The sequence below is a fragment of the Streptomyces camelliae genome, from assembly GCF_027625935.1.
Taxonomy (GTDB): Bacteria; Actinomycetota; Actinomycetes; order Streptomycetales; family Streptomycetaceae; genus Streptomyces; species Streptomyces camelliae.
In genome coordinates this window covers 8,548,222-8,566,915 of sequence record NZ_CP115300.1, presented here as the reverse complement: position 1 = coordinate 8,566,915, position 18,694 = coordinate 8,548,222, and the positions used below count along the sequence as shown (strand labels likewise).

At 73.2% G+C, this 18,694-nt stretch carries 17 protein-coding genes; 7 read left to right on the top strand and 10 right to left on the bottom strand.

From position 1 onward, the window contains the following. Positions 1 to 5: 5 nt before the first annotated feature. Complete coding sequence (locus O1G22_RS39325; protein WP_270085682.1) at positions 6 to 1,016, bottom strand: alpha/beta hydrolase; 1,011 nt, start codon at positions 1,014 to 1,016, stop codon at positions 6 to 8. Positions 1,017 to 1,140: 124 nt separating this feature from the next. Between O1G22_RS39325 and O1G22_RS39320 the strand changes: the two genes are divergently transcribed. Then, on the top strand, positions 1,141 to 2,052 hold the full coding sequence (locus tag O1G22_RS39320) for a TolB-like translocation protein (RefSeq protein ID WP_270085681.1): 912 nt from the start codon (positions 1,141 to 1,143) through the stop codon (positions 2,050 to 2,052). 50 nt (positions 2,053 to 2,102) lie between these two features. Here the strand turns inward: O1G22_RS39320 and O1G22_RS39315 are convergent, their stop codons facing one another. The 5 genes from O1G22_RS39315 to O1G22_RS39295 all read right to left on the bottom strand — a co-directional run bounded on the left by O1G22_RS39315 (position 2,103) and on the right by O1G22_RS39295 (position 8,714). Further along, complete coding sequence (locus tag O1G22_RS39315; RefSeq protein ID WP_270085680.1) at positions 2,103 to 2,666, bottom strand: hypothetical protein; 564 nt, start codon at positions 2,664 to 2,666, stop codon at positions 2,103 to 2,105. Between the two features lie 82 nt (positions 2,667 to 2,748). Then, positions 2,749 to 6,369 (bottom strand): hydantoinase B/oxoprolinase family protein, encoded by a 3,621-nt coding sequence (locus O1G22_RS39310; RefSeq protein WP_270085679.1) that lies wholly within the window; start codon positions 6,367 to 6,369, stop codon positions 2,749 to 2,751. A gap of 85 nt (positions 6,370 to 6,454) precedes the next feature. Next, positions 6,455 to 7,312 (bottom strand): 5-oxoprolinase subunit C family protein, encoded by an 858-nt coding sequence (locus O1G22_RS39305; RefSeq protein WP_270085678.1) that lies wholly within the window; start codon positions 7,310 to 7,312, stop codon positions 6,455 to 6,457. Further along, entirely contained in the window at positions 7,309 to 7,965 is a 657-nt protein-coding gene (locus O1G22_RS39300) for a 5-oxoprolinase subunit B family protein (RefSeq protein WP_270085677.1), read from the bottom strand. The genes O1G22_RS39305 and O1G22_RS39300 overlap by 4 nt, the downstream gene beginning before the upstream one ends. Continuing rightward, positions 7,962 to 8,714, bottom strand: a complete 753-nt coding sequence (locus tag O1G22_RS39295; RefSeq protein WP_270086657.1) for a LamB/YcsF family protein — start codon at positions 8,712 to 8,714, stop codon at positions 7,962 to 7,964. Before O1G22_RS39295 ends, O1G22_RS39300 begins: the two co-directional genes overlap by 4 nt. A gap of 176 nt (positions 8,715 to 8,890) precedes the next feature. On the opposite strand from O1G22_RS39295, the gene O1G22_RS39290 reads away from it, so the two are divergent. Genes O1G22_RS39290 through pcp form a run of 3 tightly spaced genes read left to right on the top strand, consistent with a single transcriptional unit; the run spans position 8,891 to position 11,272 of the window. Beyond that, positions 8,891 to 9,610 carry a DUF969 domain-containing protein gene (locus tag O1G22_RS39290; RefSeq protein WP_270085676.1) on the top strand — a complete coding sequence of 240 codons (720 nt, stop codon included), beginning with the start codon at positions 8,891 to 8,893 and terminating at the stop codon, positions 9,608 to 9,610. After that, positions 9,607 to 10,581 (top strand): DUF979 domain-containing protein, encoded by a 975-nt coding sequence (locus O1G22_RS39285; protein WP_270085675.1) that lies wholly within the window; start codon positions 9,607 to 9,609, stop codon positions 10,579 to 10,581. The genes O1G22_RS39290 and O1G22_RS39285 overlap by 4 nt, the downstream gene beginning before the upstream one ends. 40 nt (positions 10,582 to 10,621) lie before the next feature. Continuing rightward, the gene (gene pcp, locus O1G22_RS39280) at positions 10,622 to 11,272 is read left to right on the top strand and encodes a pyroglutamyl-peptidase I (RefSeq protein ID WP_270085674.1); all 651 of its coding nucleotides are present in this window, start codon (positions 10,622 to 10,624) and stop codon (positions 11,270 to 11,272) included. A 28-nt stretch (positions 11,273 to 11,300) separates the two neighbouring features. On the opposite strand, the gene O1G22_RS39275 is transcribed toward pcp, so the two are convergent. The 4 genes from O1G22_RS39275 to O1G22_RS39260 form a co-directional block, all read right to left on the bottom strand. Further along, positions 11,301 to 11,921, bottom strand: coding sequence for a phosphatase PAP2 family protein (locus O1G22_RS39275; RefSeq protein WP_270085673.1), 621 nt, complete (start codon positions 11,919 to 11,921; stop codon positions 11,301 to 11,303). Between the two features lie 156 nt (positions 11,922 to 12,077). After that, entirely contained in the window at positions 12,078 to 13,328 is a 1,251-nt protein-coding gene (locus O1G22_RS39270; protein WP_270085672.1) for an MFS transporter, read from the bottom strand. Continuing rightward, on the bottom strand, positions 13,328 to 14,083 hold the full coding sequence (locus O1G22_RS39265) for a GntR family transcriptional regulator (RefSeq protein WP_270085671.1): 756 nt from the start codon (positions 14,081 to 14,083) through the stop codon (positions 13,328 to 13,330). Before O1G22_RS39265 ends, O1G22_RS39270 begins: the two co-directional genes overlap by 1 nt. A 601-nt stretch (positions 14,084 to 14,684) precedes the next feature. Next, on the bottom strand, positions 14,685 to 15,878 hold the full coding sequence (locus O1G22_RS39260; RefSeq protein WP_270085670.1) for an acyl-CoA dehydrogenase family protein: 1,194 nt from the start codon (positions 15,876 to 15,878) through the stop codon (positions 14,685 to 14,687). 243 nt (positions 15,879 to 16,121) lie between these two features. Between O1G22_RS39260 and O1G22_RS39255 the strand changes: the two genes are divergently transcribed. The 3 genes from O1G22_RS39255 to O1G22_RS39245 are packed head-to-tail and all read left to right on the top strand — an operon-like array spanning position 16,122 to position 18,684. Continuing rightward, the gene (locus tag O1G22_RS39255) at positions 16,122 to 17,513 is read left to right on the top strand and encodes an MBL fold metallo-hydrolase (RefSeq protein ID WP_270085669.1); all 1,392 of its coding nucleotides are present in this window, start codon (positions 16,122 to 16,124) and stop codon (positions 17,511 to 17,513) included. Further along, positions 17,510 to 17,929 (top strand): rhodanese-like domain-containing protein, encoded by a 420-nt coding sequence (locus O1G22_RS39250; RefSeq protein ID WP_270085668.1) that lies wholly within the window; start codon positions 17,510 to 17,512, stop codon positions 17,927 to 17,929. Before O1G22_RS39255 ends, O1G22_RS39250 begins: the two co-directional genes overlap by 4 nt. Next, positions 17,926 to 18,684, top strand: a complete 759-nt coding sequence (locus O1G22_RS39245) for a sulfite exporter TauE/SafE family protein (RefSeq protein WP_270085667.1) — start codon at positions 17,926 to 17,928, stop codon at positions 18,682 to 18,684. The genes O1G22_RS39250 and O1G22_RS39245 overlap by 4 nt, the downstream gene beginning before the upstream one ends. Positions 18,685 to 18,694: the final 10 nt, after the last annotated feature.

Here is an 18,694-nt window from a genome sequence, read left to right as displayed (position 1 = left end):
CCGGGTCATCGGTTCCCGGATCGCTCCAGGATCCGGCGGAGCCAGCGGGTGCGGGCGTCGCGGGCGTCACGGCTGAGGGCGGCTTCGGGCGCGAAGGTGTCGAAGCCGTGGCACGCCCCGGGCCACACGTGCAGTTCGGCCTGGCCGCCCGCCTGCCAGAGGGCGTCGGCATAGGCCACGTCCTCGTCCCGGAACGTCTCGGCCGCGCCGACCTCGATATAGGCCGGAGGCAGCCGTGACAGGTCCGTGGCGCGGGCGGGGGCGGCGTACGGCGGCAGGTCGGCGGCGCCGTACCGGTCGCCCAACAGAGCTTGCCACGCGGTCGCGTTGGAGGTGCGGTCCCAGACGTCGACGCCGGCCATCTGGTGGCTGGAACGGGTGTCGTTGCGGTCGTCGAGCATGGGGCAGATGAGCAGTTGCCCGATCGGGGCCGGGCCGCCACGGTCCCGGGCGAGGAGGGCGAGGGCGGCGGCGAGTCCGCCGCCCGCGCTCTTTCCGCCGACGATGACACGGCCGGCGTCGATGCCCAGTGCGGTCGCGTGCTCGGCCGCCCAGACGAACCCGGCGTAACAGTCCTCCAGCGGACCGGGGTAGCGCGTCCGCGGCGCCAGCCGGTACTCGACCGAGATGACGGCCAGTTCCAGCGGGAGGGCCCAGTCGCGGAGCAGCTTCGGCAGGACGGACCAGGCGTTGCCCATGATCATGCCGCCGCCGTGCATGTAGTACAGCAGCGGCAGCGGCCCGGCGACCCCCGCGGGCCGTGCGCTGACGAGCGTGACGTCCGGTGCGTCCGGTGCGCCCGGCACCCGCAGTTCCTCCACCTCGAAGCGGCCGTCGGCCCGGAGGTCCCGCGCCGTCGGCCTGGGCCGGGCCGTGGCGTCGCGCGCCTGCCGGGCCGCGAGGTTCTCGGGGGTGAAGGGCTCCCTCGCCGCCGGCCCCAGCGCCGCCAGGGCCTCGCTCAGTTCGGGGTCGAGCGGCGGTGCCTCCCGGGTCGTCGAGGGCGAAGTGAAGTCCATACGGCGTAGTCAATCACCGTCACGGAACGGTGTTACGCCCCTGTGACGCGGAGCGGACCGTTCCGAAGACGGAAGCCGGTCATGCTCGGTCCCACCGAACCACGCTCCTGGGGGACTGCCAGTCATGACCACGCGTACCCGCACCACCACCGCTGCCGCCATCGCCGTGGCCGCGGCCGTCACCGGCACGGCCCTGCTGGGCGCCTCCGGCGCCGCCTCGGCCGCCGCCGGCACCTCGCACGGCACCCTGACCATCAGCAACGGCACCAACTACGTGCTGATCGGCGGGCACCGGGTGAACTTCGGGGTGCCCGTCCGGGACCTCGCCTGGTCCCCGGACGGCACCAAGGCCGCCTTCGTCGACGGTTCCGGAAACCTGGACATCGCGGACGCGGACGGCAGCCACCGCGTCGTCGTCGCCAAGAACCCCGGCAACCAGAACTGGTCCCACCCGACCTGGCAGGTGACCGCGAAGGACACCCAGAACGGCATCCCCGCCAAGGACAACCTCATCTTCGCGGCCCGGGACAAGGGCGTGTCGCGCCTGAAGTTCATCTCCGCCAAGGCCGTCCACGGCACGCCGAAGACGCTGTCCCTGTTCGGCGACCCGGGTCCGGGCGGGGCGCTCCCGCAGACCGGCAACGTGTGGCCCGACGCGGCCGGGCACTACGGCACTTCGGTCTACGCCAACGTCGACACCGGCGCGGTCTACATCCGTGACGACTACCTGCGTCAGCAGGGCGGCAAGCTCACCAAGGGCTCCCAGCCCGCGCTGTCCCCGAACGAGGAGGAGGTCGTCTTCGTGCGCTCGGTCGCCGGTCACGACCACGTCCTCGTCGAGGACTTCATGCACCACGACCGGGTCACGGACCTCACGCCGCACGCGACCACCGACTACACCGAGCCGGCCTGGTCCCCCGACGGCAAGACCCTCGCGGTGCGCACCCCGTCGGGCACGGTGACCCTGCCGGCGAACGGCACCGGCCGGCCGACGAAGGTCACCTCGACCGTGGGTCTGGCGGCGTACCGCCCCTGACCCAGGGGCCGATCATGCGGGCCGGGCGGGTACGGGCGGCGGGGTGCGGGTCACTTCGCCGTCCGGGCCAGCTCGGCCCGCAGTGCGTCCAGGTGCGTGTCGGCGGTGTCGTGCGGCAGGAACTCCACGACATCGAGGAACCGGAACAGCACCTGGCTGCTCGTGACGGCGTACTCGTACTCCGCGAAGCCCACCACCGCGCCCAGCGCGCCGCGGACGGCGCCACGCACCACATGTGCGGTCATCTCGTCCGGCTCGGCCGCCGACATGCCGCGCCGGGCGTTGGGCCGGGCCAGATACGGGCAGACCATCGAGGCGTAGAGCATGCAGGCCCGGTGTCCCGGTCCTTCGAGGGTCGGCGCGAGGTTGCGGTAGGGCCGGCCGACGGCCCGTGCCTCCGCGATCGCCGCGCTCTCCGCGGCCCCCACCACGCGCCACACCGGGCCCTGGGGCATGGCCCGGTTGCACACCGAACACAGCCGCTTGCGTGCACATTCGGCGCTGCGGTCGTAGTCGGTCAGGGCGAACTGCGGCTCGTCGTTCTCCCACGGAGTGATCGCCGGCACGGGATATCCGCGCACGTCCCGGGGACGCGCCTCGATGCCCGCGGGCATGGGAACCTTCTCGAATCGCACAGGACATGCCTATCAGGCCAGGCCCCCCGGCACCACCACGAGGCAGACACCGCCCGGCACGTCAGCGAGTGTCCTGGTCGCCGTCCACGGAGCCGTACCCGCCTCCGCCGGGTGTGCGGATCACCAGCACGTCGCCCTCGGTGACGTCCGCGGTGTCGCAGCCGCGCAGCCGCCGGCTGCGGCCGTCGGCGTGTTCGATCAGGTTCTCGCCGAGGGCGCCGGCCTCGCCGCCCGCCATGCCGTAGGGCGGGACGCGGCGGTGGCCGGAGACGACCGCGACCGACATCGGCTCGGTGAAGCGGATCCGGCGCTCCACTCCGCATCCGCCGTGCCAGCGGCCCGCGCCGCCGCTGCCCTCGCGGATACGGAACTCCTCCACCCGTACCGGGTAGCGCCACTCCAGGATCTCGGGGTCGGTCAGGCGGGAGTTGGTCATGTGGGTCTGTACGGCGTCCGCCCCGTCGAAGCCCTCGCCCGCGCCGGCACCGGAGGCGACGGTCTCGTAGTACTGGACGCGGTCGTTGCCGAAGGAGACGTTGTTCATCGTGCCGGAACCCTCGGCCTGGGCGCCCAGGACGGCGTACAGAGCACCGGTGACGGCCTGGGAGGTCTCCACGTTTCCGGCGACGGTGGCGGCCGGGAAGGCGGGCGACAGCATGGAGCCGGCGGGGATGCGCACGTCGAGGGGTTTCAGGCAGCCGCTGTTGAGCGGGATGTCGTCGGCGACGAGGGTCCGGAAGACGTACAGCACAGCCGCCATGACGACGGAGGAGGGCGCGTTCAGATTGCCGGACTGCTGGGGTGAGGTGCCGGTGAAGTCCAGTACGGCGCCACGCCGTTCGCGGTCGACGCGCAGGGCGACCTGGATGACGGCGCCGTTGTCGGTCTCGTAGCGGTGTTCGCCGTCGTGGAGGGTGGCGATGATGCGGCGCACGCACTCCTCGGCGTTGTCCTGGACGTGGCGCATGTAGGCGTGGACGACATCGAGGCCGAACTGGTCGATGACGCGGCCCAGTTCGTGGATGCCTTTCTCGTTGGCGGCGATCTGGGCGCGCAGGTCGGCGAGGTTGGTGTCCGGGTCACGTGAGGGGTGGCGGGCCGTGGTCAGCAGCTCCCGGGTCTCGTCCTCGCGGAAGTGTCCGCCGCGCATCAGCAGCCAGTTGTCGAAGAGCACGCCCTCCTCGTCGATGGTGGTGCTGAACGCGGGCATGGATCCGGGGCTGATGCCGCCGATCTCGGCGTGGTGGCCGCGCGAGGCGACGAGGAAGAGCAGCCGCTCGCCCGCCTCGTCGAAGACCGGGGTGACGACGGTGATGTCGGGCAGGTGGGTGCCGCCGTGGTAGGGGTCGTTGATGGCGTAGACGTCGCCGGGGCGGAGCGAGTCCTCGTTGCGGCGCAGGACCTCCTTGATGGACTCACCCATCGAGCCCAGGTGGACGGGGATGTGGGGCGCGTTGGCGATGAGGTTGCCGTCCGGGTCGAACAAGGCGCAGGAGAAGTCGAGGCGTTCCTTGATGTTGACCGAGTGGGCGGTGCTCTCCAGCCGCACACCCATCTGCTCGGCGACGGACATGAAGAGGTTGTTGAAGACTTCCAGCAGCACCGGGTCGACGGTGGTGCCGACCGCCGTACGGGCCGCGCGGGGCCGGGAGCGGGTGAGGACGAGGTCGCCGTGCTCGTCGGCCGCGGCGCGCCAGCCGGGGTCGACGACCGTGGTCGCATCCGACTCGGCGATGATCGCCGGGCCCTCCGCCGTGTCCCCCGGGCGGATGTCCTCGCGCCGGTAGAGCGGAGTGGGCAGCCGGCGGCCCTCCGTGAACATCCGTGCCGTGGCGGTTCGTTGCAGCGGGCCGGTCCGCGCCGGCAGCACCGGCGTGGTCTCGGTGCGCGGACCGGAGGAACCGATGGCTTCGACCGAGATGGCCTCGACGACCAGCGGCTTGTGCATCGTGAAGCCGTAGCGGTCGCGGTGCTCGCGTGCGAAGTCGGCCCGCATGCCCTCGGCCGGGCCCAGCGGCACGGGCAGCGAGAAGTCGGTGCCCTCGTAGCGCAGCAGCGCGCGGGCACTCGTACGGATGCCGTCCTCCGGCACGCCGTCCTCGCGCAGCTGGGTGCGCGCCCGCTGCGCCAACTCCGCGTGGACGGCTTCGAGGCGGGCGGCCGTCTCCGGCCGGTCGAGGGGGGCCTCGACGGAGCGTTCGCGCAGCGCGACCGCGTCCGCCGTCCCGATGCCGTACGCGGACAGGACCCCGGCGAGCGGCGGGATCAGGACGGTGTCGATGCCGAGCCGGTCGGCGACCGCACAGGCGTGCTGGCCGCCCGCGCCGCCGAAGGCGACCAGCGCGTAGCGGGTGATGTCGCGGCCGCGCTGGACGGAGATCTTCTTCACGGCGTTCGCGATGTTGAGCACGGCGATGTCGAGGAAGCCCGCCGCGACCTCCTCCGGGCTTCGGCGCTGCCCGGTCGCGGCGGCGGTCCGCTCGGCGAGTTCGGTGAAGCGGGCACGGACCGCGGCCTCGTCCAGCGGCTGATCACCGTCCTTGCCGAACACGCGGGGGAAGAAGCCGGGTTGGACGCGGCCCAGCATGACGTTGGCGTCGGTGACGGTCAGCGGTCCGCCGCGCCGGTAGCTGACCGGGCCGGGGTCGGCGCCGGCCGAGTCCGGCCCGACCCGGTAGCGCATGCCGTCGAAGTGCAGGACCGAACCGCCGCCCGCGGCGACGGTGTGGATGTCGGTCATCGGTGATCGCATCCGCACCCCGGCCACCTGGGTGCCCAGGACCCGTTCGATCTCGCCCGCGTAGTGCGAGACGTCGGTCGACGTGCCGCCCATGTCGAATCCGATCGCCCTGGTACGGGCCGCGCCGGTGGCGGCCCGTGCCATGCCCACGACGCCGCCCGCCGGGCCGGACAGCACGGCGTCCTTCCCCCTGAAGTGACCCGCCTCGCGCAGGCCGCCCCCGGACTGCATGAACATCAGCCGCACACCGTTCAGCTCAGCGGCCACCTGGTCCACATAGCGGCGCAGGATGGGGGAGAGATAGGCGTCCACCACCGTCGTGTCGCCCCGCGGCACGAGCTTGATCAGCGGGCTCACCTCGTGCGAGCAGCTGACCTGCGCATAGCCGATCGCGCGGGCCGCCTCGGCGACGGCGGTCTCGTGGTCCGGGTGACGGTAGCCGTGCAGGAAGACGACCGCGGCGCTGCGGAACCCGTCCGCGTACGCCTCCCCCAGCGCCTCGCGCGCGGCGTCCAGGTCGAGCGGGCGGATGAGTTCGCCGTGCGCGCCCAGCCGTTCCGGTACCTCGATCACCCGGTCGTACAGCGGCTCCGGGATCAGGATGCGGCGGTCGAAGATGTGCGGGCGGTTCTGGTAGGCGATGCGCAGGGCGTCCCTGAAGCCCCGGGTGACGACCAGGACGGTCGGCTCGCCGGTGTGCGTCAGCAGCGCGTTGGTGGCGACGGTGGTGCCCATCTTCACCACCTCGATCCGGTCGGCCGGGATCGGCTCGTCCGCCTCCAGCCCCAGCACCAGCCGGATCCCCGCGACCGCGGCGTCCCGGTACGCCTCCGGCCGCTCCGACAGCAGCTTGCGGCTGATCACCTCGGAATCCGGCGTCACCGCCACCACATCGGTGAAGGTGCCGCCGCGGTCGATCCAGAACTGCCAGCGACCGGTCATGCACCCATTGTGCGCCCTCGGCAGGTGACCGGAGGGCCGGTGAGCCGCGTCTGCGGACCCAGGGGCCTGCCGCGCGGGCGGTGTGTCAGCCCAGGGTGAAGCGGACCGGTGTCCCCGCCGCGGCCTGGGCCGCCGCCGCCAGGGCCGGTTCCGTGACGACGCCGATCACCGGGTATCCCCCGGTGGTCGGGTGGTCGTGCAGGAACACCACCGGGCGGCCGTCGGGCGGCACCTGTACGGCGCCGAGCACCATGCCCTCGCTGGGCAGTTCGCCCGTCGACGCGCGTGCCAGCGGCGGGCCCTCGGTGCGCAGGCCGATGCGGTTGCTGTGCTGGGACACGTGGTACGTCGCCGAGGTGAGGGTGCGCAGTGCCCCGGGGGTGAACCAGTCGGCGCGGGGTCCGAGCCGCAGCGGCAGGGTCAGCCGGGCGGGCGGCGCGGGCCAGGGGGCGAGGTCGGCGGGCGCTGGCTGCGGGGCGGGCGTGCCGAGCGGAAGGACGTCTCCGGCGCGCAGCGGGTCGGGGCCGAGTCCCGAGAGCAGGTCCGCCGAGCGGCTGCCGAGGACGGGCTCGACGGCGACGCCGCCGGCGACGGCCACGTAGGAGCGCACGCCCGCGGTGACGGCGCCCACGTCCAGGACGGCGCCCGCGGGCACCCGTACGGGCAGGCCCCAGGCGGCCGGCCGTTCGTCCACCGTCACCGGGCAGGGCGCGCCGCCGACCACGACGGTCACGGCGCGGTCGGGACGCAGGGCGCAGCCCGTCAGGGTCGTCTCCAGGACGGCGGCGTCCGGGGTGTTGCCGAGCAGCCGGTTGGCCAGGGTCATCGCCGGGGCGTCGAGGGCGCCGGAGCGGGGGACGCCCAGGTGGGCGTGGCCGCGCCGGCCGGCATCCTGGACGGTGGTGAGGGCTCCGGGGCGTACGACGGTGAGTCCGGCGGTCATGGCGCACCGCCCTCGGCGCCCTCGGCCACGAACCGCACGCGCGTGCCCGGGGTGAGCAGCGCCGGTTCGTCGCGGCTGAGGTCCCACAGCGGGGCCGGGTCCGGCATCGTGCCGATCAGCTGCCAGCCGCCCGGCGTGGCCCGCGGGTACACGGCGCTGTACGGACCGGCGAGGGCCACGGCGCCGGCCGGCACCCGGGTGCGTGGTGTGTCGCGGCGCGGCAGGTGCAACTCGGTGGGCAGTCCGGTGAGGTAGCCGAAGCCGGGGGCGAAGCCGCAGAAGGCGACGCGGTAGGTGTACGCGGAGTGCCGCACGGCGACCTCCTCGACGGCGACGTCCCACAGCGCGGCCACGTGGGGCAGGTCCGGTCCGTCGTAGCGCACGGGGATCTCCACGGCTCCGCTGTCGTCGGCGGCACGGGACGGCACGTCCCAGTCGGCGATCCGGCGCGCCAGCTGTTCGGGGTGCGTGACACCGTCCAGCAGCACGGTCCGTGCCCCCGGGACGATCTCCCCGAGCGCCGGCAGGGTTCCCGCCGCGCGCCGCCGCAGCAGCTCGGTGTGGAAGGCCGCGGTCTGCTCGGCGTCCGGCAGTTCGACGAGCAGTGCGCGTCGCCCGGCGAGGCGCACCCGCACGGACCGGCTCCCTGTCATGCGAACGCCCCGACCTCGACCCCGGCCGCCTCCAGGGCCGCGCGTACCCGCGTCGCGATCCGGGCGGCGCCCGGGGTGTCGCCGTGGACGCACAGGGAGCGGGCGGTCACCTCGACGGTCGTACCGTCCACGGCCTCGACCGCGCCGTCCACCGCGAATGCCAGCGCACGCCGGACCACCGTCTCCTCGTCGGCCACCACGGCGTTCGTCTCGCGCCGTGGCACGAGCGTGCCCTCCGGGGTGTACGCGCGGTCCGCGAACGCCTCGGGCACGCCGGTCAGGCCGGCCTCCTCGGCCGCGGCGAGCAGGCGGGAGCCCGGCAGACCGAGCACCGACAGCGCCCCGCCCGCCAGTCGTACGCCCGCCACCACGGCCGCGGCCTGCTCGGCGTCGTGCACGGTGCGGTTGTAGAGCGCGCCGTGCGGCTTGACGTAGGCCACCTCGGCCCCGGCGGCCTGCGCGAAGACCCGCAGGGCGCCGATCTGGTAGGCCGTCTCGGCCGCCAGTTCGTCGGGCGGTACGTCCATGGCGCGGCGGCCGAAGCCGGCCAGGTCGCGGTAGGACACCTGGGCGCCGATCCGCACGCCGCGTTCGGCGGCGAGGTCACAGACGCGGCGCATCACGACAGGGTCACCCGCGTGAAAGCTGCAGGCGACATTGGCGCTGGTCACGACGGAGAGCAGAGCGTCGTCGTCGGTGAGGGTCCAGCGGCCGAAGCCTTCACCGAGGTCTGCGTTGAGGTCGATCACCACGCGGAGAACGTAGTCGATTGTTGAACGATCCGACAAGACCTCGATTTTTCTGAACGCCCTCTTGTTCGATCGTTGAACGATCCCCTACGGTCCCTGCATCCCCGCGGATCCGAAAGGCCCCGGATCCGCGTCGCCCGGGCGCCCAGCCCCGTCTGCGGGAAGAAGGCCACCGCATGATCGTTCTCCTCGGCGTGGTCGTGGTGATCCTCGGATTCGTCACGCGCCGCAATCCCGTCCTCGTGATCGGTGCAGCCGGTGTCTTCACCGGACTGATCGGCGGGATGAACCCGCTGGAGGTCCTCGCGGCCTTCGGCCGGTCCTTCGCCGACAGCCGCTCGGTCACCGTCTTCGCCGTCGCGCTGCCGGTGATCGGCCTGCTGGAACGCTACGGCCTGCGCGAACAGGCCCGCCGGCTCATCGGCCGGCTCGGCGCCCTGAGCGCCGGCCGGTTCCTCACCGTCTACCTGCTGATCCGTCAGACCACCGCGGCACTCGGCCTCACCGGCATCGCCGGTCCCGCGCAGACCGTACGGCCGCTGGTCGCCCCCATGGCCGAGGCCGCCGCCGAACGCTCGACAGGCGCCGCGCTGCCCGACCGCCTGCGCGAGAAGGTGCGCTCCTACGCCGCCTCGGCCGACACCGTGGGCCTCTTCTTCGGCGAGGACTGCTTCATCGCCATCGGCTCGATTCTGCTGATCACCGGCTTCGTGAACTCGACGTACCACCAGGATCTCGAACCGACCCAGCTGGCCCTGTGGGCGATCCCGCTCGCCGCCTGCGCCTTCGTCATCCACGGTGCCCGACTGCTGCTCCTGGACCGGCAGTTGCAGCGAGAGACGGCTCTCGCCCACGCCGAGCACGATCTGCCGCTGCCGAAGGGAACCGACAAGTGATCAAGGTCGAATGGCTCTACTGGCTGGTGGGCCTCGTCCTCGTCGTCATGGCCGTACAGATGGCGGCCGACCGCACCAACCCCAGGCGCTGGACCTCCGCCGCCTTCTGGGGCCTGCTCGGGCTCGCCTTCCCCTACGGCACCGGGGTCGCCGACGCCACCGCGCACAACGGTGGTTGGACCCTGCCGGCCGAACCGCTCGGCGTCGCCGTGCTCGCCCTGATCGTGCTCGCCGGATTCAACTTCCTCGGCAAGGGCGAACCCGTCACCAGCACCGCGGAGGAACGCGAGGCCGCCGCGACCCGGCTCGGCAGCAGGATCTTCGTCCCCGCGCTGACCATCCCGCTCGTCGCCCTCGTGTGCGCCTCGCTGCTCGACACGTCCGGCCTGTTCGAGAAGGGCAAGGCCACGCTCCTCGGGCTCGGCATCGGCTGTCTCGTCGCCCTCCTCGTCGGCATGCTGGTCACGGGCGAGCGCAAGCTGTCCGTGCCGCTGCACTCCGGCCGCTCCATGCTGGAGGCGATGGGCTCCGCCCTGCTGCTGCCCCAGCTCCTCGCCGTGCTCGGTTCGATCTTCGCGCTGGCCGGGGTCGGTACCCAGGTCGGCAGGATCGTGCACGACGTCCTGCCGGACCACTCCAAGTACCTTGCCGTGATGGCGTACTGCGTCGGAATGTTCCTGTTCACCGTGATCATGGGCAACGCCTTCGCCGCGTTCCCGGTGATGACCGCGGCGATCGGCTGGCCCGTCCTCGTCCAGCAGATGCACGGCAATGAAGCCGCCGTCCTCGCGCTCGGCATGCTGGCCGGCTTCTCGGGCACGCTGTGCACGCCGATGGCCGCCAACTACAACATCGTCCCGGCCACGCTGCTCGAACTGAAGGACCAGTACGGCCCCATCAAGGCCCAGATCCCGACGGCGCTGCCGCTGCTGGCCTGCTCCACCGCGATCATGGCGCTGTTCGCGTTCTGACCGGTACCGGCCGCCCCTCTGCCCGCAGGAAGGAAGCGCCATGACCCGCGTACTCATCACCGGCTTCGCCCCCTTCGGCGGCGAGAGCGTGAACCCGTCCTGGCAGGCTGCCTCCCTCGTGGCCGCCGAGCCGCCCGCCGGACTGACCGTCACCGCCGTCGAACTGCCGTGTGTCTTCGGCGAGTCCGTCGACACACTGCGCGACGCCGTCCGCGTGTCGGCCCCCGACCTGGTCCTGTGCCTGGGCCAGGCCGGCGGCCGCCCCGGCGTGACGGTCGAACGCGTCGCCGTCAATCTCGACGACGCGCGGATCCCCGACAACAAGGGCCGTCAGCCGATCGACGAACCCGTGGTCCCGGGCGGCCCCGCCGCGTACTTCTCGTCCCTCCCCGTGAAGGCCTGCGTCGCCGCGGTGCGCGAGGCCGGAGTCCCGGCCGCCGTCTCACTCACGGCCGGCACGTTCGTCTGCAACCACGTCGCGTACGGCCTGGGCCACCTCATCGCCACCGAACTCCCGTACGTCCGGGGCGGTTTCGTGCACGTCCCCCGGGCCCCGGAGCAGGTCACCGACGGCACCGCCCCGGCCCTGGAGCCCACCACGGTCGCCCGCGGTCTGCGCGCCCTGCTGCGTACGGCGGCCACCACCCCCGCGGGCCAGGACCTGAAGGTCACCGAGGGGGCCATCCACTGACCGGACGGACGGGGCGGCGCAGCGGACGCTACGACGTGAGCAGCGGGCGCAGCGCGCCGTCCCGCAGCCGGTCCACCAGGGGCGGGGCGAAGCGGCGGGCCGCGAGGACCGTGGCGAGGGCGACGACACTGCCGACCAGGGCGCCCACCGCGACGTCGTGCGGGTAGTGGGCGCCGACATAGACGCGCGAGGCCCCCATCACGACGGCCGCGAGCAGGGCGACGGAGCCGAGCCACCGGCTCACCAGGAGGAGCGATACCGCGAAGGCGAAGGCGACAGTGGTGTGGTTGCTGGGGAAGGCGTAGTCGTCGGGGGCCGGGCACGCCTCGATGAGGAAGTCGTGGGGCAGCGCCCGGCAGGGCCGGGGCTCCTGGAAGACCGTCTTGATTCCGCTGTTGACCACATAGGCGAGGACGACGGCGAACGGCGTGGCCAGCACGGCCGCCATCATCGAGCTCCCCTGCCCCCGGGCGCGCCACCAGGCGACCAGCAGAACGAGTGCGAAGATACCGGTGCCGTACGCGCTGTACGCGGCCGCGGCCCCGTTCAGCCAGTGCGTATGGCGGGCGAAGTCGGTGACGTCGGTGTACAGGCCGCCGTCTATGGCCGCGCCGTCGAGTGCCTGAGCAGTCGGGGAAGAAGTCGTCATCGAGCGGATCTCCGGGCCGTGGTGCACGCGCGGCGCGCTCCGGGGAACGCACAGCGACACTGAGTGGACGTACAGATGACTGGCAGGCGTCCAGAAGTTGAACGTCTACAAGTGCGTAGACGTTATCAGGCGAAGATCGGTTCCCCCACCAGCGCGTCAGCTGATCGGGGCGAGGTCCGTGCGCAGGACCACCCGGCTCGCCCGGCGCAGGACGAGAGAGCTCAGTGTCATGCCGGCGGCACCGATCCACAGCGTCACCGCGGCTCCCCACACCGAGCCCGACACTCCGCCCAGCACTCCCCCCAGCGGAATGCCGCCCCAGGACACGAATCGCGCCGTCGCGCTCATCCGGCCCAGGAGCCGGTCCGGGGTGAGGGACTGCTGAAGGCTCGACTGGGACACCACCCGGACGACTCCGCCCAGGGAGAGAGCCGCGAGCCCGACCGCCGCCGCGCACACGCTCCAGCCCGGCCGCGCCCAGGACATCAGGGCGGTCGGCGGACACGTCACCAGGGGCGCGAGCCAGATGACCCGGCGCTGTCCGAGCCGCCGCGCGACTCCGGTCGCCAGCAGAGCACCGAGCAGCGCGCCGCAGCCCATTCCCGACAGGACGAGACCGATACCGAGGGAGCCGAGCCCGATGTCCCTGCCCAGGTAGACCAGCAGCATGGTCTGATACAGAACGAGGAAGAGATTGAACATCGCGTCCCCCGCTGTGATCGCGCGCAGCACGGGGTGCTGAAGAACGAAATTCAGCCCTTCCTTCACTTCCCGTGCCAGGTGACGTTTCCCACCCGCCGACGGTTTCTCCTCGCGGCTGCGCATACGGAGGGCGAGAAACCCCGACGCGGCCATTCCGACCGAACTCGCCAGCAGCGCCGCGGGAGCGCCGACCCAGCCCACCAGCGGGCCCGCCACCGCCGGGCCGCCGATGCTCGTCACCGAGCGCACGGCGGAGAGTCTGGTGTTCCCCTCGATCAGGTGGTGCCGTCCCACCAGGTGCGGGACATAGCTGACGTAGGCGACGTCGAAGAAGACGGTCAGCACTCCGTGCAACAGCGCAGCCGTGCAGAGCCACCCGATCGTCAGCAGATGCGCCCACCAGGCCAGCGGAATCGACAGCAGGAGCAGCGCACGCACCAGATCGGCGCTGATCATCACCGACCGTTTCCGCATCCGGTCCACCCACGCACCGGCCGGGAGTCCGATCAGAAGCGAGCCCGCGGTGGTCGCCGCGGTCAGCAGGCCGACCTGGAATTCACCGGCGTTCAGGACCGCGATCGCAACCAGGGGCAGGGCCAGGAAAACGATCCGATCGCCCAGCTGACCGAGCGCGGTGGCGGTGAAAAGGAGCCCGAAATCCGGATTGCGCAGGAGACCGAGCCGGGAGGAAGTCTCCTTCGACATCACCGTTCGACACCGAATTCGTAGACCACTGCCCGGCGGGCGTCCGGAATGACGATGTCGGCGGTTTCCACCGGGCGGCCGTCGGTGTCGTAGATGGTCCGCTCGATCTGCAGCACGAGGTCTCCGACGCCGATCCCCAGCAGGTTCGCCTGTGCCTGGGTGGCGCGGGCCGGGCGGGGCAGTTCGACGACGGTGTCGATGACCACACCGATGGAGCGCATGCGCGCCGGCACCCCCTTGCCCGCCAGGGGTCCCCGCTCGGGCAGCACGATCGGCGTGCCGTCCGTGATCGCCATCGGTTCCCAGGACTCGGAGAGCTGGACGGGCTGCCCGTCGGCCAGGAACTCGTAGTGCGTGGTGACGCAGGGCTCCCCGGGGCCGATGGCGAGCCGCTCGGCGATCGCCTCCGGCGCGGGGACCCGCACCTGACTGTGCGCGTCCCAGGCATCCGCCCTGCCCCGCTCCCGCGTGCCGGCGAGGAACGGAGGACCGCCCCGGCGCTCCTGGTGCCGTGTGCGGACCAGCCGCAGGCGTTCGCGGGGCGTGCGGACGTAGGTGCCCGAACCGGCACGCCCTTCGAGGAAGCCGTCGCCGATCAGACGGTCCATGGCCCGCTGGACGACATTGCGCCCGACCCCGTACTCCTCGGCGAGCCGGGCCCGGGACGGCAGGCGCTCGCCGATGTCCCACTCCCCCGAGAGAACGCGGGCGCGCAGCACGTCGGCCATCGCGAGATACGGCGCTTGTCGGGGCATGGGCGGCTCTCTCTCCGGTCGCTCCACCGGGCGACAGACAGTGATGTCAGGCGAGTTGAGAAGCTACCGCGCCACGCGAAAGCTACTGGAGCAGCAATACGCTGGGCCACACGCCCAGGATCGCGGCGGCGGTGCGGGCGAGGGCGCCGTCCCGGGAGCGCAGCCGTCCGTGCCGTACATAGGTGTCCTCACCAACTCGCCCGCCGCCCCGAGGCGTTGGTGATCAAAGGCGAGCAGCGCACCGGCCCAGCCCGCCGGGCCGGTGCGCGGGATCGGCGAGGCCGCGGGCCGGCAGGGTGACGGCGATGGCGAACACGCCGTCGCTGAACGCCCCGGCCCGGGTGGTCCCGAACCGGGAGAAGTCACGGCATCAGGTGCGGGACACACCGGCTCCTGACCTGCTCGGCCGGCGCCGCGACGATCAGGGTGTCTCCGGTCGCCCGCCGGCCTCTTGCCTCGCCGTGCCCCGCGCTGCCCGGGCAGTGCGCCGACCGCGCCCGCGTACCGACGTCCGGGACGGGCCCGGTGGCGGCGCAGGGCCGACCCGGTGGGCGGTGCGGTGGCGGCCGTCCTCCGCCGCCGCCACGGCTCCGCCCGCAACTCAGTGCCCGCGCTCCGCACCCTCCACGCCGAGCACCCAGGCGCCGAACGCGGCCCCGGCGGTCTCGAAGTCGAAGATCACATGGGACGCGGCGGTGTTGATGTCCCGCCAGTAGCGCTGGACGGGGTCGGACTCGAAGTGGGCCGTGGTTCCGCCGGATTTGAAGATGCGGTCGACGGCCGACACCAGCAGTTCCACGGCCAGCGCGAGGTCCCGCGGCCCGCGGACCGCCGCCTCGCCCTCCCGGGCCGGTTCGTCGCCGTCGGCGACCCGGGCGGCGCGCTGCATGAGGAGTTCGGCGGCGTCCACCTCGCCGGCCGCGCGGGCCAGTTCGATCTGCACCGGCGGCTTCTCCCGCGCCGGGGCGCCCCGGCGGTCGACCCGGCGCATGGTCTGCTCGGCGCCGACGCGCAGCGCACCCCGGGCGGCGCCCAGCAACGGGACGGCGAGCGGAAGGGCGTTCAAGGCGTCCACGGGGACGGTGTGGCAGCGGGCCTCGGAAGCGGGCGCCCGGCCCGCGTTGATGTCGAACCGCGACAGGGTCCGGTGCCCGGGCACGAAGACGTCGTCCAGAACCATGGTGTCGCTGCCGGTCCCGCGCATGCCCATCGTGAACCAGGTGTCCTTGACGGCGATGTCCGCCCGCGGCACCGCGAAGAACCGCACCTCGGGCCGCCCGTCGGGACCCACCTGACCGTCGGGCACGGCCGAGCAGGCGAACACCCAGTCCGCGAAGCGCACTCCGCTGATGTACTTCCACTCGCCGCTGAGCCGCCAGCCACCGGAGGCGGGCTCGGCCTTGCCGGCCGGCATCAGCGCGCCCGCCATCAACGCGTCCGGACCGTCGGCCCAGATCTCGGCCTGTCCCTCCAGGGGCAGGAAGGCGCCGTACCGGGCCGCGTACGCGGACAGCGAGGCGGCCCAGGCGGCCGAGGCGCAGCCCTGGCCGACCAGGGTGACCGCGGCGGTCATGTCCGTGAAGCGGCCCTCCGCGCCGCCGAAGGCCGCGGGGACGAAGTGCCGGCCGAATCCGGCCTCGCGCACGGCCTCGACCACCTCGGGCGCGAGCCGCCGGGCGGCCTCCGTCTCCGCGGCGCACCGGGCCGCGATCTCCGCCACGCGCGGCGCGCCGGCGACGACATCCGCCACGAGCGGACGCTCGGTCACGATCGTCGTTGTGCTGTCGCTGAGCATGCTGTTCGCCACCTCCACTGGGATGGCGGCAGTCTCCACGGCCGAGCCCACCAGGGGCCGCACCCGAGCCCTGGACCGGCCCGCCGATCACCCGAGTGGCTTCAGAACACACCGGGCGACTCCCGCTTCCCGCCCTGTCCAGCGCGGCGTCCACGGCTCCAAAAATACCCCCGGGGGTACCGTGCTACTGTCGGACACATACCCCCCGGGGTAATTGATGCACGGGAAAGGAAGGAGCACGTGGTGTACTTCGTCGACACGATCGAGGTGCCGGGGCTCGGCAACCGCAGCTATCTGGCGGGCGGCGAGCGGACGGCGGTGGCGGTCGATCCGCCGCGTGACATCGACCGCGTGATCGCGGCGGCGGCACAGCGGGGCGTGCGCATATCCCACGTGGTGGAGACACACGTCCACAACGACTACGTCACCGGCGGCCTGGAGCTGGCCCGGACCACCGGCGCCGCCTACCTCGTCCCCGCCGGCGCCCGGGTCTCCTACGCACGCGTGCCGGTGCACGACGGCGACCGCCACGAGGTCGACACCGCCGCGGGACTGGTCCTGCGCGCGCTGGCGACCCCCGGCCACACCCCGCACCACACCTCGTACGCGCTGGAGCAGGACGGATCGGCGGTCGCGGTGTTCACCGGCGGTTCGCTGCTGATCGGCACCGTCGGCCGTCCCGATCTGGTCGAGCCGCGCCTGACGGAGGACCTCGCCCGGGCCCAGCACGCCTCCGCGCACCGGCTGGCCGCCGAGCTGCCGGACGAGACGGCGGTGCTGCCCACCCACGGCTTCGGCAGCTTCTGCGCGTCGAGCCAGGCGGGCGGCGGCGAGACCACGACGATCGGCAAGGAGAAGGCGGACAACACAGCCCTCGTCCGTGACGTCGACACCTTCGTCGCCGGCCTGCTGGCCGCCCTGGACGACATCCCCGCGTACTACGCGCACATGGGCCCGGCCAACGCCGCCGGTCCCGCTCCGGTCGACCTGACACCGCCCCCCGTCGCGGACGCCGACGAGATCGCCGCGCGGCTCGCCGCCGGGGAATGGGTGGTCGACCTGCGCCATCGTGTCGCCTTCGCCGCCGGACATGTGGCGGGTTCGTTCAACTTCGAATCCGGCGGGCAGCTCGCCACCTACCTGGCCTGGCTGATCCCCTGGGGCAAGCCGGTGACGCTGCTGGCCGAGTCGGCCGATCAGCTCGCCGCCGCCCAGCGTGAGCTGGTCCGGGTCGGGATCGAACGTCCGGCCGCCGCGGCCACCGGGAATCCGGCGCACTGGGTGCCCGAGGGCACGGACCCGGCCTCCTTCCCCAGGGCCACATTCACCGATCTCGCCGAACGGCCCCGGGACGGCGTGGTCGTCCTGGACGTCCGCCGGGCTTCCGAGCGGTCGGGCGGTTTCATCGAGGGCTCGGTGCACATCCCCGTCCACAGCCTGCGCGACCGCCTCGGCGAGGTGCCCGCGGGGCAGGTGTGGGTGCACTGCGCGGGCGGCATGCGCGCCGCCGTCGCCGCGTCCCTGCTGGACGCCGTGGGGCGCGACGTCGTGGCCGTCGACGACTCCTTCGACTCCGCCGTACGGGCCGGGCTCGTCGTCCGCTCCCGGGAAGCCGGACAGGAGCGAGCGGCATGACGCGTCACGTCGGAGGAGGCCGCGCCGGCCGTCGCGGGCGACGGCGGGTGACCACACCCGAGGCCGCCGCGCGCACCGGCCACGGCCCGGTCAGCGGGACCCGTCAGATCACCGGGGGCGGCGAGGCCGCCGTACTGCTGGACGTCCGGCAAGCCGACGAGTGGCCGGCCGGGCACGCGCCGGGCGCCGTACGCCTGCCCCTGCCGGCGTCGGCCGCCGGTGCCGGGCTGCCCCCGGCGGCAGGGGTGCGGCCGGTGGTCGTGATCTGCCGTTCCGGGCGCCGCCCACAGCAGGCCGTCGAGCTGCTGCGGGCCAGGGGCGTCGAGGCCGTCGACGTGGTCGGCGGCATGCGGGCATGGGCCGACGCGGAGCTGCCGGTGGTGGGCCCGGCCGGCGCGAGCGGGATCGTCGCGTGAGCGCGGTCCTGCTCGCCCTGGCCGCCGGGGCCGTCATCGGTCTGACGCTCGGGGCGCTCGGGGGCGGTGGCAGTGTGCTGGCCGTTCCCGCCCTGATCTACCTGCTCGGCTTCACCCCGGTCGCGGCCACCACGGCCGCGCTGGTCATCGTCTCCGTCACCTCCGCGACCGCCCTGTCCGCGCACGCCCGCGACGGTCACGTGCGCTGGCGTACGGGGCTGCTGTTCGCGGCGGCGGGCATCGGTCCGGCCATGCTGGGCGGAGCGCTCGCCGCGCGGCTGCCGGCGGCCGCGCTGACGCTGGGCTTCGCCGTGGTCGCGGCGGTCGCCGCGCTGCGCATGCTCCGGCCGCGCTCGTCGGCACATGAGGTGGCACGGGAGGCGGCACGGGTCCGGCCGGGCCGCGCGGCGGCGGCCGGTGCCGGGCTCGGCGCGGTCACCGGCGTGCTCGGCGTGGGCGGCGGCTTCCTCGCCGTCCCGGCGCTGGTGGGCGTCCTCGGGATGCGGATGCGCGCGGCCGTGGGCACGAGCCTGCTCGTCATCACGGTCAACTCCCTGGCCGCGCTGGCGACCCGCACCGGCACGGCGAGCGGTCTGGACTGGGCCGTCATCGGGCCGTTCGCCGGTGCGGCCGTCCTCGGCGCCTGGGACGGCCGACGGCTGGCGGCGAAGCTCCCCGCGCGGACACTCCAGCGGGCCTTCGCCGTGGTCCTGCTCGGGGTGGCCGGCTTCATGCTGGCCGACGCGATGCTGTGACGGCCGGCGT

Excerpts from the sequence above, each read along its gene's own strand:
- O1G22_RS39325 (WP_270085682.1), bottom strand. The coding sequence starts at position 1,016 with ATGGACTTCACTTCGCCCTCGACGACCCGGGAGGCACCGCCGCTCGAC.
- O1G22_RS39250 (WP_270085668.1), top strand. The coding sequence starts at position 17,510 with ATGACGCGTCACGTCGGAGGAGGCCGCGCCGGCCGTCGCGGGCGACGG.
- O1G22_RS39275 (WP_270085673.1), bottom strand. The coding sequence starts at position 11,921 with ATGACGACTTCTTCCCCGACTGCTCAGGCACTCGACGGCGCGGCCATA.
- O1G22_RS39270 (WP_270085672.1), bottom strand. The coding sequence starts at position 13,328 with ATGTCGAAGGAGACTTCCTCCCGGCTCGGTCTCCTGCGCAATCCGGAT.
- O1G22_RS39315 (WP_270085680.1), bottom strand. The coding sequence starts at position 2,666 with ATGCCCGCGGGCATCGAGGCGCGTCCCCGGGACGTGCGCGGATATCCC.
- O1G22_RS39320 (WP_270085681.1), top strand. The coding sequence starts at position 1,141 with ATGACCACGCGTACCCGCACCACCACCGCTGCCGCCATCGCCGTGGCC.
- O1G22_RS39310 (WP_270085679.1), bottom strand. The coding sequence starts at position 6,369 with ATGACCGGTCGCTGGCAGTTCTGGATCGACCGCGGCGGCACCTTCACC.
- O1G22_RS39300 (WP_270085677.1), bottom strand. The coding sequence starts at position 7,965 with ATGACAGGGAGCCGGTCCGTGCGGGTGCGCCTCGCCGGGCGACGCGCA.
- O1G22_RS39305 (WP_270085678.1), bottom strand. The coding sequence starts at position 7,312 with ATGACCGCCGGACTCACCGTCGTACGCCCCGGAGCCCTCACCACCGTC.
- O1G22_RS39265 (WP_270085671.1), bottom strand. The coding sequence starts at position 14,083 with ATGCCCCGACAAGCGCCGTATCTCGCGATGGCCGACGTGCTGCGCGCC.
- O1G22_RS39260 (WP_270085670.1), bottom strand. The coding sequence starts at position 15,878 with ATGCTCAGCGACAGCACAACGACGATCGTGACCGAGCGTCCGCTCGTG.
- O1G22_RS39290 (WP_270085676.1), top strand. The coding sequence starts at position 8,891 with ATGATCGTTCTCCTCGGCGTGGTCGTGGTGATCCTCGGATTCGTCACG.
- pcp (WP_270085674.1), top strand. The coding sequence starts at position 10,622 with ATGACCCGCGTACTCATCACCGGCTTCGCCCCCTTCGGCGGCGAGAGC.